This window comes from Methylocystis sp. B8 (assembly GCF_005771425.1).
In the GTDB taxonomy this organism is placed as follows: domain Bacteria; phylum Pseudomonadota; class Alphaproteobacteria; order Rhizobiales; family Beijerinckiaceae; genus Methylocystis.
Genome location: NZ_VBTZ01000016.1, coordinates 1 through 18,794 on the forward strand (window position 1 = coordinate 1; position 18,794 = coordinate 18,794).

Sequence of the window (18,794 nt, forward strand, 5' to 3'; positions counted from 1 at the left end):
CACGTCGGCGCTTGACGAAGAGAGTCAAATTTCGATGCTGCGCCTGTTCAATGAAGATCTAGCCGGCGCGACGGTGATCAGCGTGGGGCATCGTGTCGGCATGGAAGATTTTCACGACAAGAAGCTCTTTCTTGAGCGCCGCGCCGCTGGCGCACATATCACCAGCCGCAAGCTGCAAAAATCGCTCTGGCACTTATTCGATGACGCCGCGCTTTATTGACCGCTTGAGGGTTGAGCCAAGGCGGTCGCGTGTGCGAGAAGCGAGTGAATATCTGGCGGGCGGGAGCCGCAATTCGTCCCCCGCGAAGCGTTCATATATGCGGTAACAAGCGACAGCGAGCCCAATCCCGTTGAAAATCGCCTTGAGCGTCCCGATTACGCTTTCTAACATTCAACAATCCACCTATTCAACACAAGTTCCCCGGGGATTGCGTCCGCTGTTTGAAAAAGAAGTCGCATTTTTATGTGAACGGCAAGGAGAGGTGTATCGGCTGTCGCTTCAAAGTTTGGCGAAAGCATCCAAAGCCGTGGGTCGTCAAGCTGAGAATTGCCACCATGAAGCATCCGCTGAAGGCCTCTCGAAGCCAAGAAAGTGCAGGAGCAACTGACCTTCACGAGGCGCAGGTTGCCGCGATGGCAAAAGGCCAAGGCCGAGAGGCGCACGGCGAATCCGTCAGCGAATACCGCGGCTATTGCGGCGCGCACACCTTCTAAGTCCGGATGCTGAAAGGTGCCGGCCGACTCTACAGGCAGACTTTTGTCGAAACCTACGCGAAAGTCGGCTTCGCCAAGCTTTACGACCGCAAGACGCCGATCCCTCCCATTCTATGAGGAGCATGGCAGACTGTGTTCGGCCGGCGCGCACGCGGTCGCGGGATGCCTTCGTGCCGCTCGCTCATCAGCCGGGTCACGCGCATGTCGACCTTAGCAAATGCGTCGGTTTCATCCAACGGGCGCGGATGAAGCTGCGTGTGTTCTGCTTCGACCTGCCGCACTCGGACCCTGTTTCATCAAGGCCTATGCGGCGGAGACGGCCGAGGCGTTTCTCGACGGTCATGCCTGGGACTTCGCCTTTTTCGGCGGGGCGCCGCTGTCGATCCCTTAAGACAACCGAGAAAGCCCACTTCTCCAGAAGACCTGGCGTGCATGATCATTATGAATGAGCTTTACGCAGCTGCGCCAGAATTGTTCGAAATGCTGCCTCTACACTGCGTGCACGCGCAGCGTGGGCGTCAGAGCGCGAGCACGCGGCTACGGCGCGCCTGATTGGCGCGAGTTCCTCTTCGGAAAGACTCTCTTTTTCGAGTGGCCGCGCCGCAGAATCTTGGTGAATTGCCGAGCATTTTCGCAATATTTCCGTTGCGCGCTCGAAGGCCTGTTCGACGAGGCTGGAGATGGCTTGGTCTATTCGCGCGCTGGTTTGGTCGCTCGCTTCCGACCGTTGCGGGCTCGCTCCGGGAAGGTCGAGGTAGCGTGAGCGCTCCCTCGCGAAAGAGGCTTGACCCACGTCCGGCGACACTCCGTACCGCGTCACCATGGCGCGCGCCATTTCCGTTGCGCGTCCGAGATCATCCGCGACGTGTACCCATTCGCGCATTCCGATTGAGGCAATTGTTTCAGGTTGAGCGTTGAGCCTCCGCCAGGTGTCGCATGCGGTTTGGGTGATGGCGTCGTAGTTTCGAAGACGCGATTGGAGAGCCAGTTCTGGCGCAGATGCCGCCAGATAGGCCTTCTCGTAGCATTTATCGGAGGGCTGACGCGGGCGCGTTCCACGCTTGGCCCATTGGCGCACGAATCCGTTCTTCTGCCCGATGCGAGCTTCGTCTTGAAGCCAGATTTTCGGTAGGTCGGAAAGATGCGCCTTCGGCGTCGCTTCGAAGTTTTTTGTAAGCCTCATCGATTCGCTCGTCTTGGCCGTGTTAGCGCGGCCTTGTGCTGATGTGGGAGAAGCCGAGCTTCTCGAGGAGCGTCCCGACATAGCGCTCATGAAAATTGACGCCAAGGCACCCCTTGATGACGCGTTTGAGACCGAGGCGTCGCCAGCGCATGACGCCGTCCCGCTCGCAATCCGGGCTGGCTCCGGCAATCTTCGCGAGCTCAGCCGGCTGCTCCGCCGACAAGCGCAATTTCTGGCCGTCTGTCGAATGATCGAAGCGGCCTTCCGGGCCGGAAGCGTTGAAGCGATGAACCCAATCGCACAGCGTTTGCTGATCCATGCCGCCGATCTTGGGTGCGCCGGCCCGAAATTCACGGTGAAGTCGTGTCTCGAAGTAACGACCATGGCCGGCCTCCCAATTTAGCTGAGCACCGCTACTTAGGGGTGCGCGTTCCCATGTCGACGCAATACTCGGGTCGGTTCCGCAGACGAAACTGGGTTCACTGCCAAACCCTTCTTCATGCTTGGATCGCCGAAAGAACAATTTGATGCTTTCCGTTCAACGGCTGCGCTGTCTTGATCGGCGCCGCGCCCTATTTGCGGGCTCATTGAATGTGGGGGAATTCCCGTGGCCAAGGCTTCGGCTTTAAAGTCATCGGCAAGAAGGCCGCTCGCCAAAAAACTGATCGATCTGCACCGTATCGACGGCGGCGAGGAAATCGGCGCGCCACTCGCACTGCGCATCGACCAGACGCTTACGCAAGATGCGACCGGCACGCTCGCCATGCTGTCGCTCGAGGCGATGCACCTCGATCGCGTGAAAACTGAGGTCAGCGTCCAATATGTCGATCACAATCTACTACAGGTCGACAATCTCAACGCTGAAGATCACATCTTCCTCGAAAGCGCCTGCCGGCGATTTGGCATCTGGTATTCGCGGCCCGGCAACGGCATCAGCCACGTCGTGCATATGGAGCGCTTCGGTCAGCCAGAGAAATCTCTGCTCGGCTCCGATAGCCATACGCCGGCGGCCGGTTCGCTTGGCATGCTGGCAATCGGCGCTGGCGGCCTCGATGTAGCGCTGGCCATGGCGGGAGAACCCTATATGACTGAGACGCCCGCGATATTCGGTGTCGAACTCATTGGCGCCTTACCGCTTTGGGTTAGCGCCAAGGACGTCATACTTGAAATGCTGCGTCGTCACGGCGTTGCTGGCGGCGTAGGAAAGATAATTGAATATTACGGCAGCGGCCTTGCTGGCCTGACGGCGATGGACCGCCACGTTATCGCCAATATGGGCGCTGAACTCGGCGCGACGACATCGGTTTTTCCCTCCGACGAAGCAACCCGCACTTTCATGGCCGCGCGCGGGCGCGAAGCGCAATGGCGAGCGCTCGCAGCGGATGAAGGCTGTGAATATGATGTTCACGATAGCGTCAACCTGTCGACGCTCGAGCCGCTGATTGCGCTGCCTTCCAGTCCCGGCAACGTCATACCAGTCGCCGAGGTTGAAGGCCGGGAGATCGCCCAAGCCTATATCGGTTCTTCCGCTAATCCGGGATGGCGGGATTTCGCCATCTGCGCCGAAATGGTTCGAGGCAGGACAATTCCACCAACCGTTTCCTTCGACGTCAATCCAACGTCGCGAGAAGTGCTGCAGATGCTGCTCGACGATCGTCGACTTGCGGCGCTCCTTGGCGCTGGCGCCCGCATTCATCAAACAGGATGCAATGGCTGCATCGGCATGGGTCAGGCGCCGGCGATCGGCCGCAATTCCTTGCGCACGACGCCGCGCAATTTCCCGGGGCGGTCCGGAACGAAGGAAGATTCGGTCTTTCTCTGCTCGCCAGAAACCGCGACCGCTTCGGCGCTTGCGGGCTGCATCGCTGACCCGCGCAAGATCGGCATTCCTTATCCGGAATTGGTTGAGCCCGCGCCACGGTCCGAATTATCGCTGATTGAGCCGCCGCCGCCACCAGCGCAAGCGAAGCGGGTCGTTTTGGTAAAGAGCGCCAATATTCATTCGTTGCCGGACTTCGATCCTCTCCCTGACAAGGTCGAGTTAGAGATCTTGCTGAAGATGGGCGATAACGTGTCAACCGACGAAATTCTTCCCGCAGGGGCCAGGGTGCTGCCTTTCCGTTCAAATCTCCAGCGCATCTCGGATTTCGCGTTCGAACCAATCGATCCGGACTATTCACGTCACGCGCGCGCGCTCGGCGCCAAGCTCGTGCACGCCGTTATCGGTGGCGAGAATTATGGTCAGGGATCATCGCGCGAACACGCCGCCGCGGCGCCGCGCTATCTCGGTCTGCGCATGGTGATCGCTAAGAGCTTCGCGCGCATTCACCGCCAAAATCTCATCAATTATGGCATCCTCCCGCTGCTCTTCGCGAACAATGACACTTATGACCGCCTGCAAATCGGCGATAAGCTGAACTGCAAAAACCTGCGCAGCAAGCTCACGAGCGGGGATTCCATAGTCTTCACGAGCGGCAAGGAAGACGTCGAAACGGTCCACCATTGTACGCCTGATGAAATCGCCGTCATTATCGATGGCGGCGTGATTGGCCACCGACGGCGCCTTGGCCCTATGCACGAGACGTCTGAGAGGCGCTCGGCTTAGTGGATTGGTTCTATTGCCTCGCGATCGATCTCGCCAACGGCGGCAGGGACCGAAACGCCCGCGACTCGAAGGGGGTCGCGGGCGAGCGTGTCGCTCTTGAAGGCTTGGAAAGCGGCAGTGCATCCGTCCAATTAGGCCGAGTCGCATGAACGGACAAGCGGCGAAGTTTCCGCGCGATAGACACTCGGCGAGTTTGAAGCATTAGGGACACATTGCAGCAAATAGGCGACGGCGCAGTTCTGTTAGAAAAATCCGCACTTCGATCATGCATTAGTGGCGGGCGCGATCACCGAGCCGCAGACGTCTGCCGCCAACTTCAGGCGGGCTCTTTCGTGGTCCGTCCTTTGTCAGGCTAGCTGAATATCCGTCGAAGCCACGCCAACCACCGCGCCCTACTCAATCGAAGAGACGGAAGAGAGCGTCGAGGAATCGGGCGCGGGGGGCTGTCCTACCTTCCAGGTCCTAGGTGCAGATTTCGGCGGACTCTTCGTCGCAGAACAATTAGGGTGACCATCTCGACCGAACTATGGGCAATGGACCGATGAACAAGATCGCTCAGGATCCGTCGGACCTCGTCACTGTCGCGCTAAGCCTTGTAGCAGAAGCCGCTGTGGCGATTAGGGAGTCCGAGGAGCAATCGGCTCTTGCGCTCTTGCGCGAGCGCGACATCGCCAATGAGATCAAGGAAGAGTTGGTCCGCGCCGAGCTGCGCGCCGAACGCACTGAGGAGATGCTGCGCCTGGCTGAGGCTCAAATCGAGCAAATGTTGGCCGCCGCTGAGCAGGCGGACAAAGAGCTCGAAGATCTGCGATCACAGCTCGCCGCCGAGGTCGCGGGTATTCAGACAATCATAGAGGCAATCCGAACGCAGCTTCCTACTAAGGCTGGGCGCCCCAATAGATGAAGCCCCGCTGACATGGTGGCAGGCTTCCCTGCGTTGGGTGGCGTTGCTGCGCGACGAGACGGCGATTCTTTCCGCTGGCATAGCGGCGCCCAAAGGGTTAAGCTTTTCTACCAAGAGGGGAATTTCTGGAGCGCGCGCGGTGAAGCGCCTCGTTCTTATAGACAAAAAGAACCGTATTTGCGGCGACACGGCGGCTCTCTCGCCACGTTGCTCTTATGCTTGGGCATATGCCACCACGCGCGGCAAACCGGACATTGAAGGGTTGGTCCTTATCGCCGCCCGCTTACTCGACGAGAGCTTGGGCAAAACCTGCCGTGCCTATAAATTCTCGACGTTCGAGACGAAGGGCGACTCCGACGGCTATTTCGTCTTTGATTGCGATTGCTACCAAGCGGCCCCGGCGGATTTGGATGGCCCTGCGGCGATGGTGGCGGTCATGACGAGCTGCTTTTATGTCGGTTATGTCCGTCGCGACTATTGACGAACGGCGTTCGGCCCCGAGCTGAATCAATCGGCGGATACTTCTCCTTCCATCTAGGTCGCACGACCCCTTGCCTGGTCAAGGATCGTTGTTGCACGAAGTCTTTGCTCTTCCAACGCGTCCAATAAGTCTCGAAATTCGCCCGGCATGGCTCGGCGATAATCTCGGCGCGCATAAATTGCACCGCTTGCCGATGTTCTCGAGCACGGGGGCGAGCTGCTCTTGAAACTGGCAAGCAAGCGCGGCGCGCTATTCGTCTGGTTTTAGCCCTTTCATGAAGCCTCGCTGAAGGCGGAACCTCGGCGCGGCTGATTTGTTCCCACGAGACTTGGCTGAAAAATTTCGCAGCGCGAAAAGCTCCGCCCGATACTCGCGGGCGGAGCCCCGGCACAGGCCCGATACTGCACACGGGTCGTGCCCTCCGTCCGTCGGCCAGGCGGGGTGCGTTGATCGACGCACGGACTTTCAAATTTGGAACTCGAGGCGACCTAGGCAAGCTTCGCCCTGCATCGCCGCCATCGCGCGTGAAAAGCCCGCGGGCGATAGCCAAGATGGCGTCGCGGCCTAGAGAACATCGCATGGTGCCCGCTCATCGCCCCTTTGTCCCCTCCATCAGCACTCTAGCGATCGTCTGCACGACCGCCTTCGCGTCCGCGCTCGAGGGTATTTCGCAGATCGAGTGGGGAACAGATATCCGCTATTGGCTGCGCCAGAGCGATCAAGCCATCGCGCTTGCGGTGTTCGAGTTGCAGACGAACGCGAATGGTCCAGACGTCGTTTGGCCGTAGCGGGCGCTTCTGCCTCCCAGGCGTCCTTTATTCCAAGGCCGATAAATTTGGTTGGCGTCGGATGAGGAAGGTAGCATGAGCGCCCCATCAGAGCCGACCCATCCCACCTCAGGGCTTGAAAGCGGGGCACGAAGTAAATTAGGTCCTCCGGCCCTGCCGTCCGAGAGTGCAAATGACCCTGAGCGGAAATGAGGAGGCGGCAAACAGCCTGTACGGGCGACGTCGATCGTATCGGTTGGCGCGATGTTGCAGCGCGGCGCGAGATTGCTCGGCTGGCCGATGAGGTCGGCAAGGCGCTGTAGCTCCTCCCAAGAGAGATCTGCGTATAGCGTCCGCACATGCTTTCGGCTTCACTCCCGCAGCGCATTGTAGCCGTCTTTAAAGCCATCGAGAGTGAATATGTGGCGAAGTCCCTCGCCGGGATTAACGTAGATTGTTATTAGCAAATTTTTGCCGTTGAGCATCTTGCTCATCAGGTCGTTGCCGATAGGACCTTCAGCAGCACAGGTAATCTGAGTGCATCTGAAGAATGGCAGTTTCGAGAATTCGACCTCGTCGACTTTGATCCCCACGCCTTCCAGCAAGAAAGTTCCTAGCGGCGCGAAAACTTGAATCACTCCGTTCGGTACGCCCGGTCCTTTTCTGACAGCCACCATTAAGCCGACATTCGGCTGTTCTTCCGACATCGCCTTTTGGACCAACGCGCAGACCTTGCCGCCGGTTGTTGGCGAAGCGCATTGCATTTCCCAAGCGCCGGATTTTGAGCTTTCGGGCTGCTGCGCTAGCGCGGCGCCTGCAAAAAAATGAGCGAACGGCAGACAGGCAAGAACGCTAACCAAGGATTTTTTACTGCATCGCATTTGAGGGCCTTAAACGAATTGTCTTTCTATTGAGTGTCGATGTGCTCATTTCGTTAAATGAGCAATGAACGGCGCCCTCAGCAACGGTTCAGCCGCTTTGGGTGACATTACGGGCGTGGATCGAGACGAGGTCTCGACACGGGGCCAAGCCCAGGAGTTCATCCATGACCCGCATTGCTCTTCTTGCCGCCGCTTTGATCGTTTCCGCGCCCGCTCTGGCCGAGACGACGTCCGCAATGAAGCCTGCCGCGCCGAGCGCCGTGCCGGCGCCTATGACGAAAACGGCGACCGAGGCGCCGCGGCTCGACCTCAATTCCGCCACTCTCGACCAGCTCACGATGGTAAACGGTCTCAACAAGCGCCTCGCCGAGGCGATCGTGAAAGGGCGCCCTTTCAAGAGCGTGGACGACCTAGCGACGAAGAAGATTCTTTCGGTGGATGTCTTCAGTGCGGTCAAGGACCATTTCATCGTTCACTGATCAAATTGCGCAGCATAAGACGGCTTCCCAGCCCGGTCAGCAATGGCCGGGCTTTTTCGTGCGCCCCGCGAGCTGCACAGCGAGGAAATTTGCTCAGCCATCGATCTTAATCACCAATTGATTGGTCCGTGCGTCCATGACCACGACATGTGCTGCTCGTTTACCTGCTTTAACCTTCCTCGCGACTACAATGGCGTCGCGGACGTCATAGAACCGGTCTGCCCGCCCGAGAATTTGAGTTTCATAGGTGGAACAGAGTCAGCAGCGCTCAATCTGGATCGTCAGGCCTACGCCGCCAACCTATGAACATGCACGTCGTGGCCTCCATTGTTCTGCATGGCGTACATGGCGGCGCGTTCATGTTCTTCGGTCCGGGTTCGCGCCCACAGCAACAGTCCGCCGCGCGCCAATTGCGCCTGCACCCAATTGCGCTGACGACGTCGAATGAACCCGCCGATGCCCACGCCGATCAGGCTGGCGGCCATGCCAGCGCCAATGCCCGCAAAGATCGCCTCGGCGAAACTGCCGTAAATGGTCCAAACGGTGATCGCGCCAGCAATGGCGCCAACATAGAAGAGCAGGCCGATGAGCGCAGCTTTGCCTTCATTAAGCGACTCGGTTTCGATGTAGGAAATGCGAGGAGCTTCATCGCTGTCCTCGATTTCGACCGAGCGTTTCGATCCAACCTTTTCGCGCGTCTTCGCGTCTTCGGTGAGCAGGCTGATTTCGGATCTGTCGAATCCGTGAGTCATCAGATAGTCAATGGCGGACCGTAAGTTATCAAGCGAGTCGAACAGGCCTACGACTTCGGTAAATTCGCGGCGCTGTTCGAGCGCAGTCGTTTCATTCGATTCCATGGAGTTCCTCCCGAAACTCAGTACTCTTGAATCGAAGCCTGCCTCTGCGCGCCCTTGCCCATCTGAGCGGGCGTTCGCCGTGTGACAATCTGCTCAAGCGTTATGTGACAAACTGGTTGTCCACCATGGGCACCGGGATATTTACGATGGAAGGCGCGCAAGACCCGGATGGCAAGACGATCACTTTGGAGGGCCAGCATGCCGAGCCGGGCGGCGGATATATGAAGCATCGCGCCATCTGGACGATCGTGGACAACAATACCCAGACCTTCGATATGTACGGCGCCCACCAGGGCGGCAGAGAATGGAAAATGATGGAGATGACGTACACCCGGAAGCAGCAGACACTGCGTTAGTGCACGATCGAGACCATCGGAGAAGTCCGCAACGGGGAGGACTTCTCCGCGCGCGCCGCCTTACAGATGAAGAATTATCCGTCATGAACGACGCGATCAGATCGGCGGTTAGATGAGGGAGCAGTCTTACGGTGAGGTTAGCTGTCGGCGCCGGAGCAAGGCCAAGGCAAAGCGTCTGCTTCCCTATGAGATCGGCGGAATGAAGCATTGGCGCCAAAGCGCTGGGGCGTATCGGATGCTCGAATGGCTGATCAACCAGATCGCCGAGCTATTTCCTTGGAAATGGCGCTCAGTCCGATCACAACCCGTTGTGCGTGATCCGACTCGAGGAACGGGTGTGCGGCGGATTGTCTCGTATTGATGGCTGTCAATTACAAATGCCGATGAAGCTGCCAAAGTGTTCTCGCGGCCGACAACTGCATCAAAAAACGAGACAATATAGGAGGATACGCATGTCGCTTATCACTTGGACTAAGGAGCAATTCGGCACAAACGTCAGTTTGCATGACCAGGAGCACCAAGAGATTTTTCGGCTCGTTAACTTGTTGGGCGACGCCGTCGGCGTAGGGGATCGCGCGTTGATCGGCAAGCAGTTGGATGCGCTCATCTCATACGTGGCGCAGCATTTCGCGTCCGAGGAGGCGAATTTCACGAAGTATGGCTATCCGGCCACCGCCGCGCATAAGGCGCAACATGATGAACTTGTGGCGACCTGTCTTGACCTGCAAAAGAAATTTCACGCGGGCGAAGCAGAAGTGACAGGCGAGACGGCGGCGTTTGTCGTCGACTGGTTGACCAACCACATTCCTAAAATCGACAAGTCTTATGGGCCCTTCCTAAATGAGAAGGGCATGGCCTGAGCAGCATTCTTCATCCTGCATTAGGGATTTCCGGCGTTCGCACTCAAGCGGACGCTTCCTCCCTGACTGCGCGTGGCGCGCCTAAAAGATCCGGCGAGGCGGTTCTCTGACCGCAATCAAAACCTCCAAAAGCCATTTTGAACCTTTTGAGGGTTGTTAGAGTAGACGCGTTTCGCCGGCGATGGCCGCGCCCAACGACAATCTGTCGCCGCGTTCACTCACTCCAATCGCCTTCGCGGTTGCGGTAGATGTCGCCGGGTCATCGCGCAAGCGTGGTTTCTGTCCGGCCGAAGTCACATCGCCCGACTTGGGCCGCAGCCTCCTTCAAAAATATCGCCGTCTGATTATTGGGCTTTTCAACGTCACGTCCACGTGAAGCGAAGCTTGGCCGACGAAAACGCCCCGCCCTTACATGCACCGTCTGGCCTGAGGTCTGATATACTCACGGCATGTGCGGCCGTTTCACCCAGCATCTCTCCTGGGAAGAGCTCCAGCGCCTCGCCGATTTGATCGGCCAGCCGCGGAATCTCGCCCCGCACTACAACATCGCCCCGACGATGCAGATCGAGGTCATTCGCCTCGGTGTGCAGGGCAAAGAGCTGACGCCGATGCGCTGGGGACTTGTGCCGCTCTGGTGGAGGGACTCGCTCAACAGGCTTCCGGCGACCTTTAACGCCCGCGCCGAGACAGTCGCCGAAAAGCCAATGTTCTGCTCCGCATTTAATGCGCGGCGCGGCGTTGTCCCCGCATCCGGCTTCTATGAATGGACCGGCCCGAAAGGCGCGAAGACTCCGCATTATTTCTCGGCGCCGGACGGCCGCCCACTCGCCTTCGCAGGACTGTGGGAGCGCGCGCCCAATCCCGACACGAAGGAGATGATCGACTCAGCGACGATCATCGTCGGGCCGGCCAATAAATGGATGAGCCGCTTCCATGATCGCATGCCGGTTATTCTCGACTGGGGCGACATCGGCCTATGGATGGCTGGCGGCGATCCGGGCTCGCTATTGCGTCCGCCGCCCGAAGATGCGCTGCAGGAATGGGTCGTCTCGCCGCGTGCTAACAAGTCTGACCTCGGCGACGACGATCCGATGCTGATTGCGCCGGTCTAGAGTAACCGGCCGGGGCTTGCGCCCCGGCGCCACTGCGGAACGATCAGCCATGCTTGCTCTCACGCACTTGCTGATCAATTTGACAAAAGCGCTGTTCTCTACGCCATTGGGAGCGATGCCTTTTCAACTCGCCCGCGGCGCTCTCGGGGCGCCCGCGGGCTTTTCGCGTGCTATGGCGGCGATGCAACGCGAAGCTTGCCCCCGTCATGTCCGGCTCCAAATTTGAAATGGACGTCCGTCGACTTGCCCGCCCGGCCTGGCCGACAGACAGAGGCGCTGACGCGTGGCGCAGTATCAGTTCTTGCTGCGGGCCTGCGCCGGGCTCCGCCCGCGCAAAATCGGGCCGAGCTTTTGCGACCTGCCACAGCGGCTTTTCCGCGACCGCCTGTCACCAAGGAAGTTTGAATTGCTAAATGATCACAGGACCGGTTCTTTCTTGAGTTTATCGGGAAATTGCTTGGCAATCCCGTCAGTGAGCTCGTCGGCAAATTTCAGCATGTGGTCGTGACCGTCATCATATGCCTTGATGTCAGCTGTCCAATCCTTATTGAGTCGCCCGACCACCTCTCCTGTCGTCAAGTCCAGATGCTTTTGCAGCATCTCTTCCAAATCTTTCTTGGCCCAGTTTGGATTTGCACCGCTCAAGAACGCCGCAATGTCCTTGCCGTTGTCCGACCACTTCTTCTGCGCATCGCTCAGCCCCGACTTGTCGCCGGTCTTTGCAGCCTTGACGACTTCCGTCGCAATAAGGATGTGATCGCGTAGGAGAGTAGACAATTTCTTCCCTGCGTTCTCTCCGTAATAGGGCTTAATCGCATCGCCGATGTCATCCTGATTCTTGAGGAGTCGCGTGGCGACGGCGTTGGCGTCCGGAAGATCGGCCAGAGCGCTGACGATATAACCGCGGGTATAGGTGATATGGTCTTCCCAAAGCTTCCGCATCGCCATCTTCACGACGGTGGCCGCATCTGCTTTCGTGTCATGCATGCCGGCGGCCATTGTGGTGGGATGAGTCATAGGCGCTTGTTGCGCCAGCGCGGTCGAGCCGCAAATTGCCACCGCGGCCGCCGCCATCGGAGTAATATATGGTTTCATGATGCACCTCCGTGGAGTCGTTTTAACTCCCATCGTTTGCCGACAATTAGAGCGTCGACAACCGTGCGCAATGGCGCCAACGGCCGACGCTTTCGGCATCTCGGAAAGAACGGGATCGCAAGCAAAAAAGCCAGGCTGTTCGGCCGGGCGAGGGTTACTACGGACTCGGACCCGCGCCAGCCCAATTTCTCATTCAAACAGATGGCGGAGTCGATCCGCCGCTATGGATAGGTAATAGCGCGCTGCCGGCGCCGTGTTGAAGGGAAGCGCCGAAAGAGCGGTGACGGGGAAGGGCAGATCCCGCGCAGGCTCTCCCAGCGCGCGGCGAGCGAGCAGAGCACCAAGCGCTGTGCCTGCGGCAATGCCGCGTCCGTTATAACCGAGAGCAGCAACGATGCCGGATTGCGGCTCGTGGAGGTGGGGCAGCAGGTCAGCGGTCACCGCCCCACGGCCGTACCAGTGATAATCGAATGGTATATTGGCGATCTGCGGAAACATGCGTCGCGCAGAGCGTTCAAGTATCCGAAAGCTCAAAGCGCGGGCGTTACGCGGCGGCGTTAACCACCCCGGACCGCCAACGACCAAACGGTTGTCCGGCTCGACTCGGAAATAGCGCACGCTCAAAATGTGATTGTCGGCGCAGGAATGGCCCTGAGGCAGAATGGTCGCGCGCACGCTGTCGGATAGCGGCGCAGTGGCGATTTGCACGCCATGAACGCGCAAAATGGATCGCTGCAATCTAGGAACAAGGGCGTCCGTAAAGGCGTTGGTCGCGATCAAGACCACCGAGCCAATCAGGTGGCCAGCATTCGTAGTCACCCGCCATCGCCCATCTTCCCTCGTCAGCTTTTGAACGCGGACATTGCCATGAATCTTCGCGCCTGCCTCGATCGCGGCTTTGGCAAGCCCACGCGTGTAGGCAAGGGGCTGAACCGTTCCATTTCGTCGATCCAGCCAGCCGCCGGCATAGACTTGAGTTCCAACGAGCCGGGCCGTTTGCGCGCGATCCAGCATCTCGACCGGAGCGCCGCGTTTGGCCCACATCAATGCGTGGCGTTGTAGCGCCCGAACGCCCCGAGTCGACCGATTCGTCTGGACCCAGCCTTTCCGGACTGGATTGCAGTCAATGCGATAACGCTCAATCAACTGGAACACGAAGTCAGGTGCTTTTCCAACGAAGGACAGCATCCGCTCGCCCATCTCGTCGCCAAAGGTGGCAATCAGGTCATCGGGCGCGGCGTGGAGTCCCGCAATAACCTGGCCGCCTGCCTGACCTGAGGTGCCCCATCCTGGCGTTTCCGCCTCAAGGACCGATACGCTTTGGCCGCCTTGCTCCGCAATGTGCAAGGCTGCGGAAAGCCCCGTGATGCCGCCGCCGACCACGATCACGTCTGCAGACGATCCCGGCTCGAATGGGTCAAGCTCGGGACCAATCGGCGCTGTCGCTGACCAGAGCGAGTAGAGTGAGTTCATTGGTCTCACACCGGCGTGCTCTGTGCTCAAAGAAGACGCCCTGCCGTTACATCCACAGTCGGGGAGTTATATTGCGATGATGCGGGGATGCCGTCGCTCTGAATGATGTAGGGCTCAAAACTGTCGCTTCAAATCCTCGGGAAAGAGCCGATCGGCGACATCGTCGAAAGAGCGCGCACTGCGCATCGCCCATCATGCGAGAGGAATGCGCCAGATGCGAACGAAAGCAGGGGCCAATGTCGGACCGGAACGACAATTTGTCGCCATGGGAGCGTCGTCGTTCACTAGCGCGACGGCTGAGGCGATGGGTAAAGTCAAGCGCCGGAGTGTGGCGCTTGAAGACGAAGACGTAGTGCCTCAACGCATCTCCCATGGCGCGCACTGCGTCGGAAAGTCAGAAACTAACCGACTTTCCGACTTACGATTTCTCGACTCATGATAGCTCGCCTTCGGGCGCTGAGTCCGCCTCCCGCGAGTATTACCTTTCGCTTCTTCAATTAAATCCGCGAGCTGCTTCTTGAGAACACGCCCGTGAATTTGACGCCCATTATAGGCTTCACGGTCAAGTCGCGCGATTATCTCCGCGACGTCGCCATACGCTCCGGAGCGAGCAAGTTCGTGAACTTGATGCGCTCACTCTGTTTGGAGAGGCGTCATCTGGCGTCCTCAACCGGAGCGTCAATGGTTGCTCGTCGCGGTCCAAGGCCGGCCGCCTGCCCCGCTTGCCTCGGGGCGCGTCAGTCCTAGTTGGCTGGCGTCGCCTTTCGCAGAGCGTTATCCATTTGCCCTCGGCTTCACGGCCGCTGGCATTGTTTTACGCCCGGCTCATCGCCATTGGTGAACTTGACGCCGGCGACCCGATGACGAGGGCTTCGAACGAGGTGGTTTATGATCGTCGCCGACGACCGAGTTAACAGTGTTCTCGCCGCGGTGCTTTCAGCAAGCATCGTTCCAATTCATGGCGCTCTGGCGCAGGAAAAGACGACGACCGGGCAAAAAGCTATTGCGAGACTCCCGGCGACCCCACCGGTGAAAGCCGAGTCGTCCTCGCCCGTTGGCCAGGCCAGGCGGGGCAGTCGACGGACGTAATTTCAATCTGGGGCGTGACATGGTGGGGCGCTGATCGCCGCCATCGAACGTGAAAAGCCCGCGGCCCCGAGAGCGGCGCGGGCGATGGCTAAAATGGCGGCGCTCTCGATGGATGGCGTAGAGAACGTCGCATTCGTCAAATTGGCAAGTTGAGCGATGGAGCAAGCGTGACTGGCGCGCGCTCATCGTCCTTTCGCGTTCTCCGTTAGCGCCCGTGCGATCTTCTGCGCGACGGCCTTGGCGTGATCTGCGCCGACTAAGAAAGCCACCCGGGATGGCGCGTCATTGCTTCTTGAATCAAATCTCGAAGCTGCCTCCTGAGAAGCGGCCCATGAATCTGATGTCCATCGTACCCTTCACGGTCTAGGCGTCTCACCAGAGCGGCGACGCAACTGCACTCTCCGGAGCGCGCCAGAATGAACGCGCGTTCAAGAGTCGTCATGTTTGTGAGCGTGGCCGCTGCGCTCGCCGGACGCATCAGTCGTGCCCGCCAACAGCATTGGAGTCGCCGCGCCTTCGTTTAATCTTGGTCATCAATTCGGTCATACTCTCTGGCAGCGGCTCGCTGACAACTCCGGCGAACTTGAATTTCAGATGCATGCCAATCGCCTTCGCAACGGCGGATCGCTGCTTGGCTTCATAGGCGGTCACATTGCGCCAGCGGTCCGGCGCTTTGTCTGGCATGACGCATCCTCCCTGAAGGGGAATGAACCGCGTCGCAGTCGGATTTGTTCCAAAAAACGCTGAAAGATTAAAGCGTTAGCAAGGCTGCAAATGGCGGCTCGCGCGCTCGCACAAGCATTCGACGGCGCAGCTTGTCACGCGGCGACGGCCCGTTCGGTCAGCGTCGCGTCGTCATCGCCGACATCTGAGCGATTGACGCGCGGTGCAGGACGATCCATTCCTGCAGCGTCCTCGGGCGGCGGATGCAGCAGCGCGCCAGGGTCGCCCCCCGTCATCCACGTGCTTGCGTCGCGCCAATTGAGAATGACTGGCATGCGATCATGGAAGCGGCGCATCCAATCGTTCGCTGGCCCGACGATGATCGTCGCCGAGTTCCATCATCTCGTTCGCCACAGAGCTCTCCCATAGCCCCGCGAAGGCGAGCGGACGTCCATCGGGCGCCGAGAAATAATGCGGCGTCTTCGCGCCCTTGGCGCCGGTCCACTCGTAAAAGCCCGACGCCGGAATGACGCAGCGTCCAGATTTGAAGGCCGATCGGAACATCGGTTTTTTCGGCGACTGTTTCGGCGCGCGCGCATTGAACGTCGCTGGCAGTTCGCTAAACGGGTCCCTCCGCCAGAGCGGTACAAGTCTCCAACGCATTGGCGTCAACTCTTTGCCCTGCAAGCCGAGGCGAATGACCTCGATCTGCGTCGTCGGGGCGATGTTGTATCGCGGCTGGAGGTTGCGCGGCTGGCCGATCAAGTCGGCGAGCCGCTGGAGCTCTTCCTAGGAGAGATGTCGGGTGAAGCGTCCGCACATGGCGTGAGCATGAATAAGCCCGAAACAGATATCAGGCCAGCTTGGTATCCCCATTACAAAGGGCGTTGTTCAGCGACTTCGTAGAAAAGTTCTGTGTGTCCGTTCCGTAGTATGAGACCGCGACCGGGAAACCATGTTGATTGACCCAAAAGCCGCGCGGGTGCGCAGCCGGTGGCCGGAGGCCAATAGATCGCGGCGCCACCCCCATGCGGCAGTTGGATCCGCCTACGTTCTTGCCGACACGACGTCTCACGGCACAAAAGGAGGCCGGCGCCTCCACAGCCCGGCCCCCGATCGGTTCGAAAGGCAGAAGGTTTTTTGCAACGTTCGGATCATTGCGCGTCTCGTTTAAATGAGCAGTGCGCCCGCGCACGTGATGATCTATTATCAAAGCGCCCGACCGTGGACCTGTCGCCGATGCGTTTTGGCCTCTAGCCGGAACGCTAGGCGACGATGCCGGATGCTCATTTTTCCGCTTTGTTAGAACGTGGTCTCGTCCAAAGCAGCGCGCATCGATTGAGCGAGCTTCGCCGCCCCAACAGGCCCCAATTAAAAGCCCGCCGCCATCTTCTCGCTTTCCGGATGTTCCGCCGGCGTCATATCCTGACATCGACTGTTGCGCGCGAGTCCCGCGCGCCGGGCCGGCGCCACATGGTCCAGGTCAGCGGCGCGCTGGGAAAACACTCGAAGCCGTCCGCGATGAGTTCGAAGCCCATGCGGCGATAGAGACTCATCGTGCGCTCATTCTGTGTTTCGAGATAAATCGACCAGTCGTTGTTGTCGGCTTCCTGCATCAGCGCGCGCGCGAGCCGCACGCCGACGCGTTCTCCCGCCCGTCCGGCAAGCCAGCAGGCCTGCGCATGCGGCTCTTTGGGGCGGCGCAGCTCGAAGGCCTGCTGCGCGCGTCGCAGTTCGAGCAGGCCGCGCGGACTCGTCGCGGCAATGGCGAGGAACCGCGGAAGCAGCCTTAAAATGCGCGAAAGAGTCATCGGATAGGCGCCGGGCCCGTACCACAGAAGCGCGCCGACAATGGCCGCGTCGCAGGAAGCGATGTGGAGGCCGCCGAAACGCGCAGTGTCCTCGACAAGCGCGTCGAACAGCGTCCGTAATATGGACTCGCGCGTCGGCTCGCTGGGAAAGGCGGTCACGAACAGCGGGCTGTCGCGGAAAGCGTCGACCAGGAGGGCCACTGTTTCCTCAAGCGCCGCGCGGCAGGATGTGTCGATGCGCCGAACTTCAACCGCCTGCGACATCAAGCCCCCACGCACATCTATTCAGGTGCCAAGCGAGGCATTGACACCATCTCGCTTACTCCGTCAGCGGCGAACAGTGATGCCATGCTGCGAGAACCTATTTCGTGCTCTTGTTCTTTCTAAGATGGCGCGCGGTGTGGCTGCTGCTCAATCTTCCCGGGACGAGATGATCCCGTCCAAATGAGCCATCGCCTTGAGCAGGTGATTGCCAAACGGCAAACCCCCGACAAATTCCTCCATGCGCGTAGGGTCCTGACCCCACACAATTAAGAATCCCGCCAGCGCCAAAAGCGGCGCCGAAAGCCAAACTGAGGTGATCCCTGCGAGAACCGCAACCCCCAGGGCAATTCCCATCTTGGTTCTATGGTTCATTATTGCCCCCTGTTCGTCGTGAAAAACTAGAACAGCGGCCGAGCCCCCGCCGTCAAGCTCCTTGTCATTTGCCGGCGTCCGCCGACGCTTATCGGGCAAATGTTGGGCACGGCGAGCCCAGCGCTTTGGCTACTGATCAGAAATATTTGATTTTGCTGGCGCGCCACGGTCGACGAAGATGGGCAATATTGCTTCGCCGTGGCGCTATGACGGTGCGCGTTGGAGAGCGCGAAAATACGCTGTGGCTGGGCCTCTTTTCCGAAACCACTTTCTTCGGGGTCAACTGCTCTGCTTCCCCAATGGCACAGATGCGCGACAATTTCAGAACTTTCGCGCAAGGTCCGTAATTTGACCACGAGGCATTTCGGCTTTTCAGTTTCGAACAGTATCGCCTGCATTAGGTATCGAGTCGGGCTCGCACCGAACTCGCGGGTAAGCGCTTGAGATACGGACTGAGCAACCGCCGCAGCGTCCCTGCGTGAGGCAACCATGAAGCGGTTTTGCGCGACGTTTTTGCCTCACCAGGAATAGCGCATTCCCGCACTGCCGAAGTACATTTGCGACCGGTGAGAGAATTCGCCATCGAATTTGGCGAACAAGGCCGCGCCCCCAGGCAACCGAAGCTCGGCAGCCGTCGTCAGCAGCGCCGTATTTTTCACCGGCTTGGCGCCCTCGACCGTAAAGCCAGCGCCGGGCAGAGCCGCGAAGGCCGTCGCCAGGGTCGCGTTGCTCACCCAATCGTGAGCATAGGCGACGCGTCCTCGCAGCATAATCAGCGCGTCGCGATAAATCCCAATAATGTGATCGAAGCGACCGCCTAATTCGCCG

General features: G+C 59.2%; 22 protein-coding genes and 1 pseudogene. 10 read left to right on the top strand and 13 right to left on the bottom strand.

Going from position 1 to position 18,794, the window contains the following annotated elements:
* Both FEV16_RS17025 and FEV16_RS17355 read left to right on the top strand, forming a co-directional pair.
* Positions 1-220 (top strand): hypothetical protein (locus FEV16_RS17025; protein ID WP_171015276.1); only part of this gene is annotated, 220 nt, incomplete at its 5' end.
* A gap of 342 nt (positions 221-562) precedes the next feature.
* Positions 563-816, top strand: a pseudogene (locus FEV16_RS17355) (IS481 family transposase); the annotation flags it as partial.
* A gap of 337 nt (positions 817-1,153) precedes the next feature.
* Here FEV16_RS17355 and FEV16_RS17535 read toward each other — a convergent pair.
* The gene (locus tag FEV16_RS17535) at positions 1,154-1,987 is read right to left on the bottom strand and encodes a hypothetical protein (protein WP_348639994.1); all 834 of its coding nucleotides are present in this window, start codon (positions 1,985-1,987) and stop codon (positions 1,154-1,156) included.
* Positions 1,920-2,216, bottom strand: coding sequence for a winged helix-turn-helix domain-containing protein (locus tag FEV16_RS17365; RefSeq protein WP_138168678.1), 297 nt, complete (start codon positions 2,214-2,216; stop codon positions 1,920-1,922). Before FEV16_RS17365 ends, FEV16_RS17535 begins: the two co-directional genes overlap by 68 nt.
* Positions 2,217-2,504: 288 nt before the next feature.
* Between FEV16_RS17365 and FEV16_RS16390 the strand changes: the two genes are divergently transcribed.
* The 4 genes from FEV16_RS16390 (at position 2,505) to FEV16_RS17030 (ending at position 6,675) form a co-directional block, all read left to right on the top strand.
* The gene (locus FEV16_RS16390) at positions 2,505-4,502 is read left to right on the top strand and encodes an aconitate hydratase (protein WP_138168679.1); all 1,998 of its coding nucleotides are present in this window, start codon (positions 2,505-2,507) and stop codon (positions 4,500-4,502) included.
* Between the two features lie 541 nt (positions 4,503-5,043).
* Positions 5,044-5,406: a hypothetical protein gene (locus tag FEV16_RS16395; protein ID WP_138168680.1), complete on the top strand. Its 363-nt coding sequence runs from the start codon at positions 5,044-5,046 to the stop codon at positions 5,404-5,406.
* A gap of 37 nt (positions 5,407-5,443) precedes the next feature.
* Positions 5,444-5,887, top strand: a complete 444-nt coding sequence (locus FEV16_RS16400; RefSeq protein ID WP_138168681.1) for a hypothetical protein — start codon at positions 5,444-5,446, stop codon at positions 5,885-5,887.
* Positions 5,888-6,465: 578 nt separating this feature from the next.
* Positions 6,466-6,675 (top strand): hypothetical protein, encoded by a 210-nt coding sequence (locus FEV16_RS17030; protein WP_171015277.1) that lies wholly within the window; start codon positions 6,466-6,468, stop codon positions 6,673-6,675.
* 350 nt (positions 6,676-7,025) lie between these two features.
* Here FEV16_RS17030 and FEV16_RS16410 read toward each other — a convergent pair whose 3' ends face one another.
* Complete coding sequence (locus FEV16_RS16410; protein ID WP_138168682.1) at positions 7,026-7,535, bottom strand: invasion associated locus B family protein; 510 nt, start codon at positions 7,533-7,535, stop codon at positions 7,026-7,028.
* A 164-nt stretch (positions 7,536-7,699) separates the two neighbouring features.
* Here FEV16_RS16410 and FEV16_RS16415 point away from each other — a divergent pair, with 164 nt between their 5' ends.
* Positions 7,700-8,014 (top strand): helix-hairpin-helix domain-containing protein, encoded by a 315-nt coding sequence (locus tag FEV16_RS16415; protein WP_138168683.1) that lies wholly within the window; start codon positions 7,700-7,702, stop codon positions 8,012-8,014.
* Between the two features lie 287 nt (positions 8,015-8,301).
* Here the strand turns inward: FEV16_RS16415 and FEV16_RS16420 are convergent, their stop codons facing one another.
* Positions 8,302-8,871, bottom strand: coding sequence for a hypothetical protein (locus FEV16_RS16420; RefSeq protein ID WP_138167788.1), 570 nt, complete (start codon positions 8,869-8,871; stop codon positions 8,302-8,304).
* 26 nt (positions 8,872-8,897) lie between these two features.
* Between FEV16_RS16420 and FEV16_RS16425 the strand changes: the two genes are divergently transcribed.
* The 3 genes from FEV16_RS16425 (at position 8,898) to FEV16_RS16435 (ending at position 11,199) form a co-directional block, all read left to right on the top strand.
* Positions 8,898-9,227, top strand: coding sequence for a DUF1579 family protein (locus tag FEV16_RS16425; protein WP_210234912.1), 330 nt, complete (start codon positions 8,898-8,900; stop codon positions 9,225-9,227).
* Between the two features lie 452 nt (positions 9,228-9,679).
* The gene (locus tag FEV16_RS16430; RefSeq protein WP_138168684.1) at positions 9,680-10,087 is read left to right on the top strand and encodes a bacteriohemerythrin; all 408 of its coding nucleotides are present in this window, start codon (positions 9,680-9,682) and stop codon (positions 10,085-10,087) included.
* Between the two features lie 449 nt (positions 10,088-10,536).
* Positions 10,537-11,199: an SOS response-associated peptidase gene (locus FEV16_RS16435; RefSeq protein ID WP_138168685.1), complete on the top strand. Its 663-nt coding sequence runs from the start codon at positions 10,537-10,539 to the stop codon at positions 11,197-11,199.
* Positions 11,200-11,616: 417 nt separating this feature from the next.
* Here the strand turns inward: FEV16_RS16435 and FEV16_RS16440 are convergent, their stop codons facing one another.
* From FEV16_RS16440 to FEV16_RS16485, 9 genes are all read right to left on the bottom strand, one after another.
* A complete protein-coding gene (locus tag FEV16_RS16440; protein ID WP_210234913.1) occupies positions 11,617-12,294 on the bottom strand; it encodes an acetylglutamate kinase in 678 nt (225 codons plus the stop codon).
* Between the two features lie 189 nt (positions 12,295-12,483).
* The gene (locus FEV16_RS16445) at positions 12,484-13,767 is read right to left on the bottom strand and encodes an FAD-binding oxidoreductase (RefSeq protein WP_246657392.1); all 1,284 of its coding nucleotides are present in this window, start codon (positions 13,765-13,767) and stop codon (positions 12,484-12,486) included.
* 1,566 nt (positions 13,768-15,333) lie between these two features.
* Entirely contained in the window at positions 15,334-15,540 is a 207-nt protein-coding gene (locus FEV16_RS16460; protein WP_138168688.1) for a hypothetical protein, read from the bottom strand.
* A gap of 134 nt (positions 15,541-15,674) precedes the next feature.
* The gene (locus tag FEV16_RS17370) at positions 15,675-15,854 is read right to left on the bottom strand and encodes a hypothetical protein (RefSeq protein WP_246657394.1); all 180 of its coding nucleotides are present in this window, start codon (positions 15,852-15,854) and stop codon (positions 15,675-15,677) included.
* Positions 15,855-15,858: 4 nt separating this feature from the next.
* A complete protein-coding gene (locus tag FEV16_RS17375) occupies positions 15,859-16,284 on the bottom strand; it encodes an SOS response-associated peptidase family protein (protein ID WP_281404869.1) in 426 nt (141 codons plus the stop codon).
* A 653-nt stretch (positions 16,285-16,937) separates the two neighbouring features.
* The gene (locus FEV16_RS16470) at positions 16,938-17,594 is read right to left on the bottom strand and encodes a hypothetical protein (RefSeq protein ID WP_138168689.1); all 657 of its coding nucleotides are present in this window, start codon (positions 17,592-17,594) and stop codon (positions 16,938-16,940) included.
* Positions 17,595-17,741: 147 nt separating this feature from the next.
* On the bottom strand, positions 17,742-17,966 hold the full coding sequence (locus tag FEV16_RS16475) for a hypothetical protein (protein ID WP_138168690.1): 225 nt from the start codon (positions 17,964-17,966) through the stop codon (positions 17,742-17,744).
* Between the two features lie 26 nt (positions 17,967-17,992).
* Entirely contained in the window at positions 17,993-18,364 is a 372-nt protein-coding gene (locus FEV16_RS16480) for a hypothetical protein (RefSeq protein ID WP_138168691.1), read from the bottom strand.
* 120 nt (positions 18,365-18,484) lie between these two features.
* The coding region (locus tag FEV16_RS16485; protein ID WP_210234914.1) for an autotransporter outer membrane beta-barrel domain-containing protein at positions 18,485-18,794 on the bottom strand (310 nt) is incomplete at its 5' end.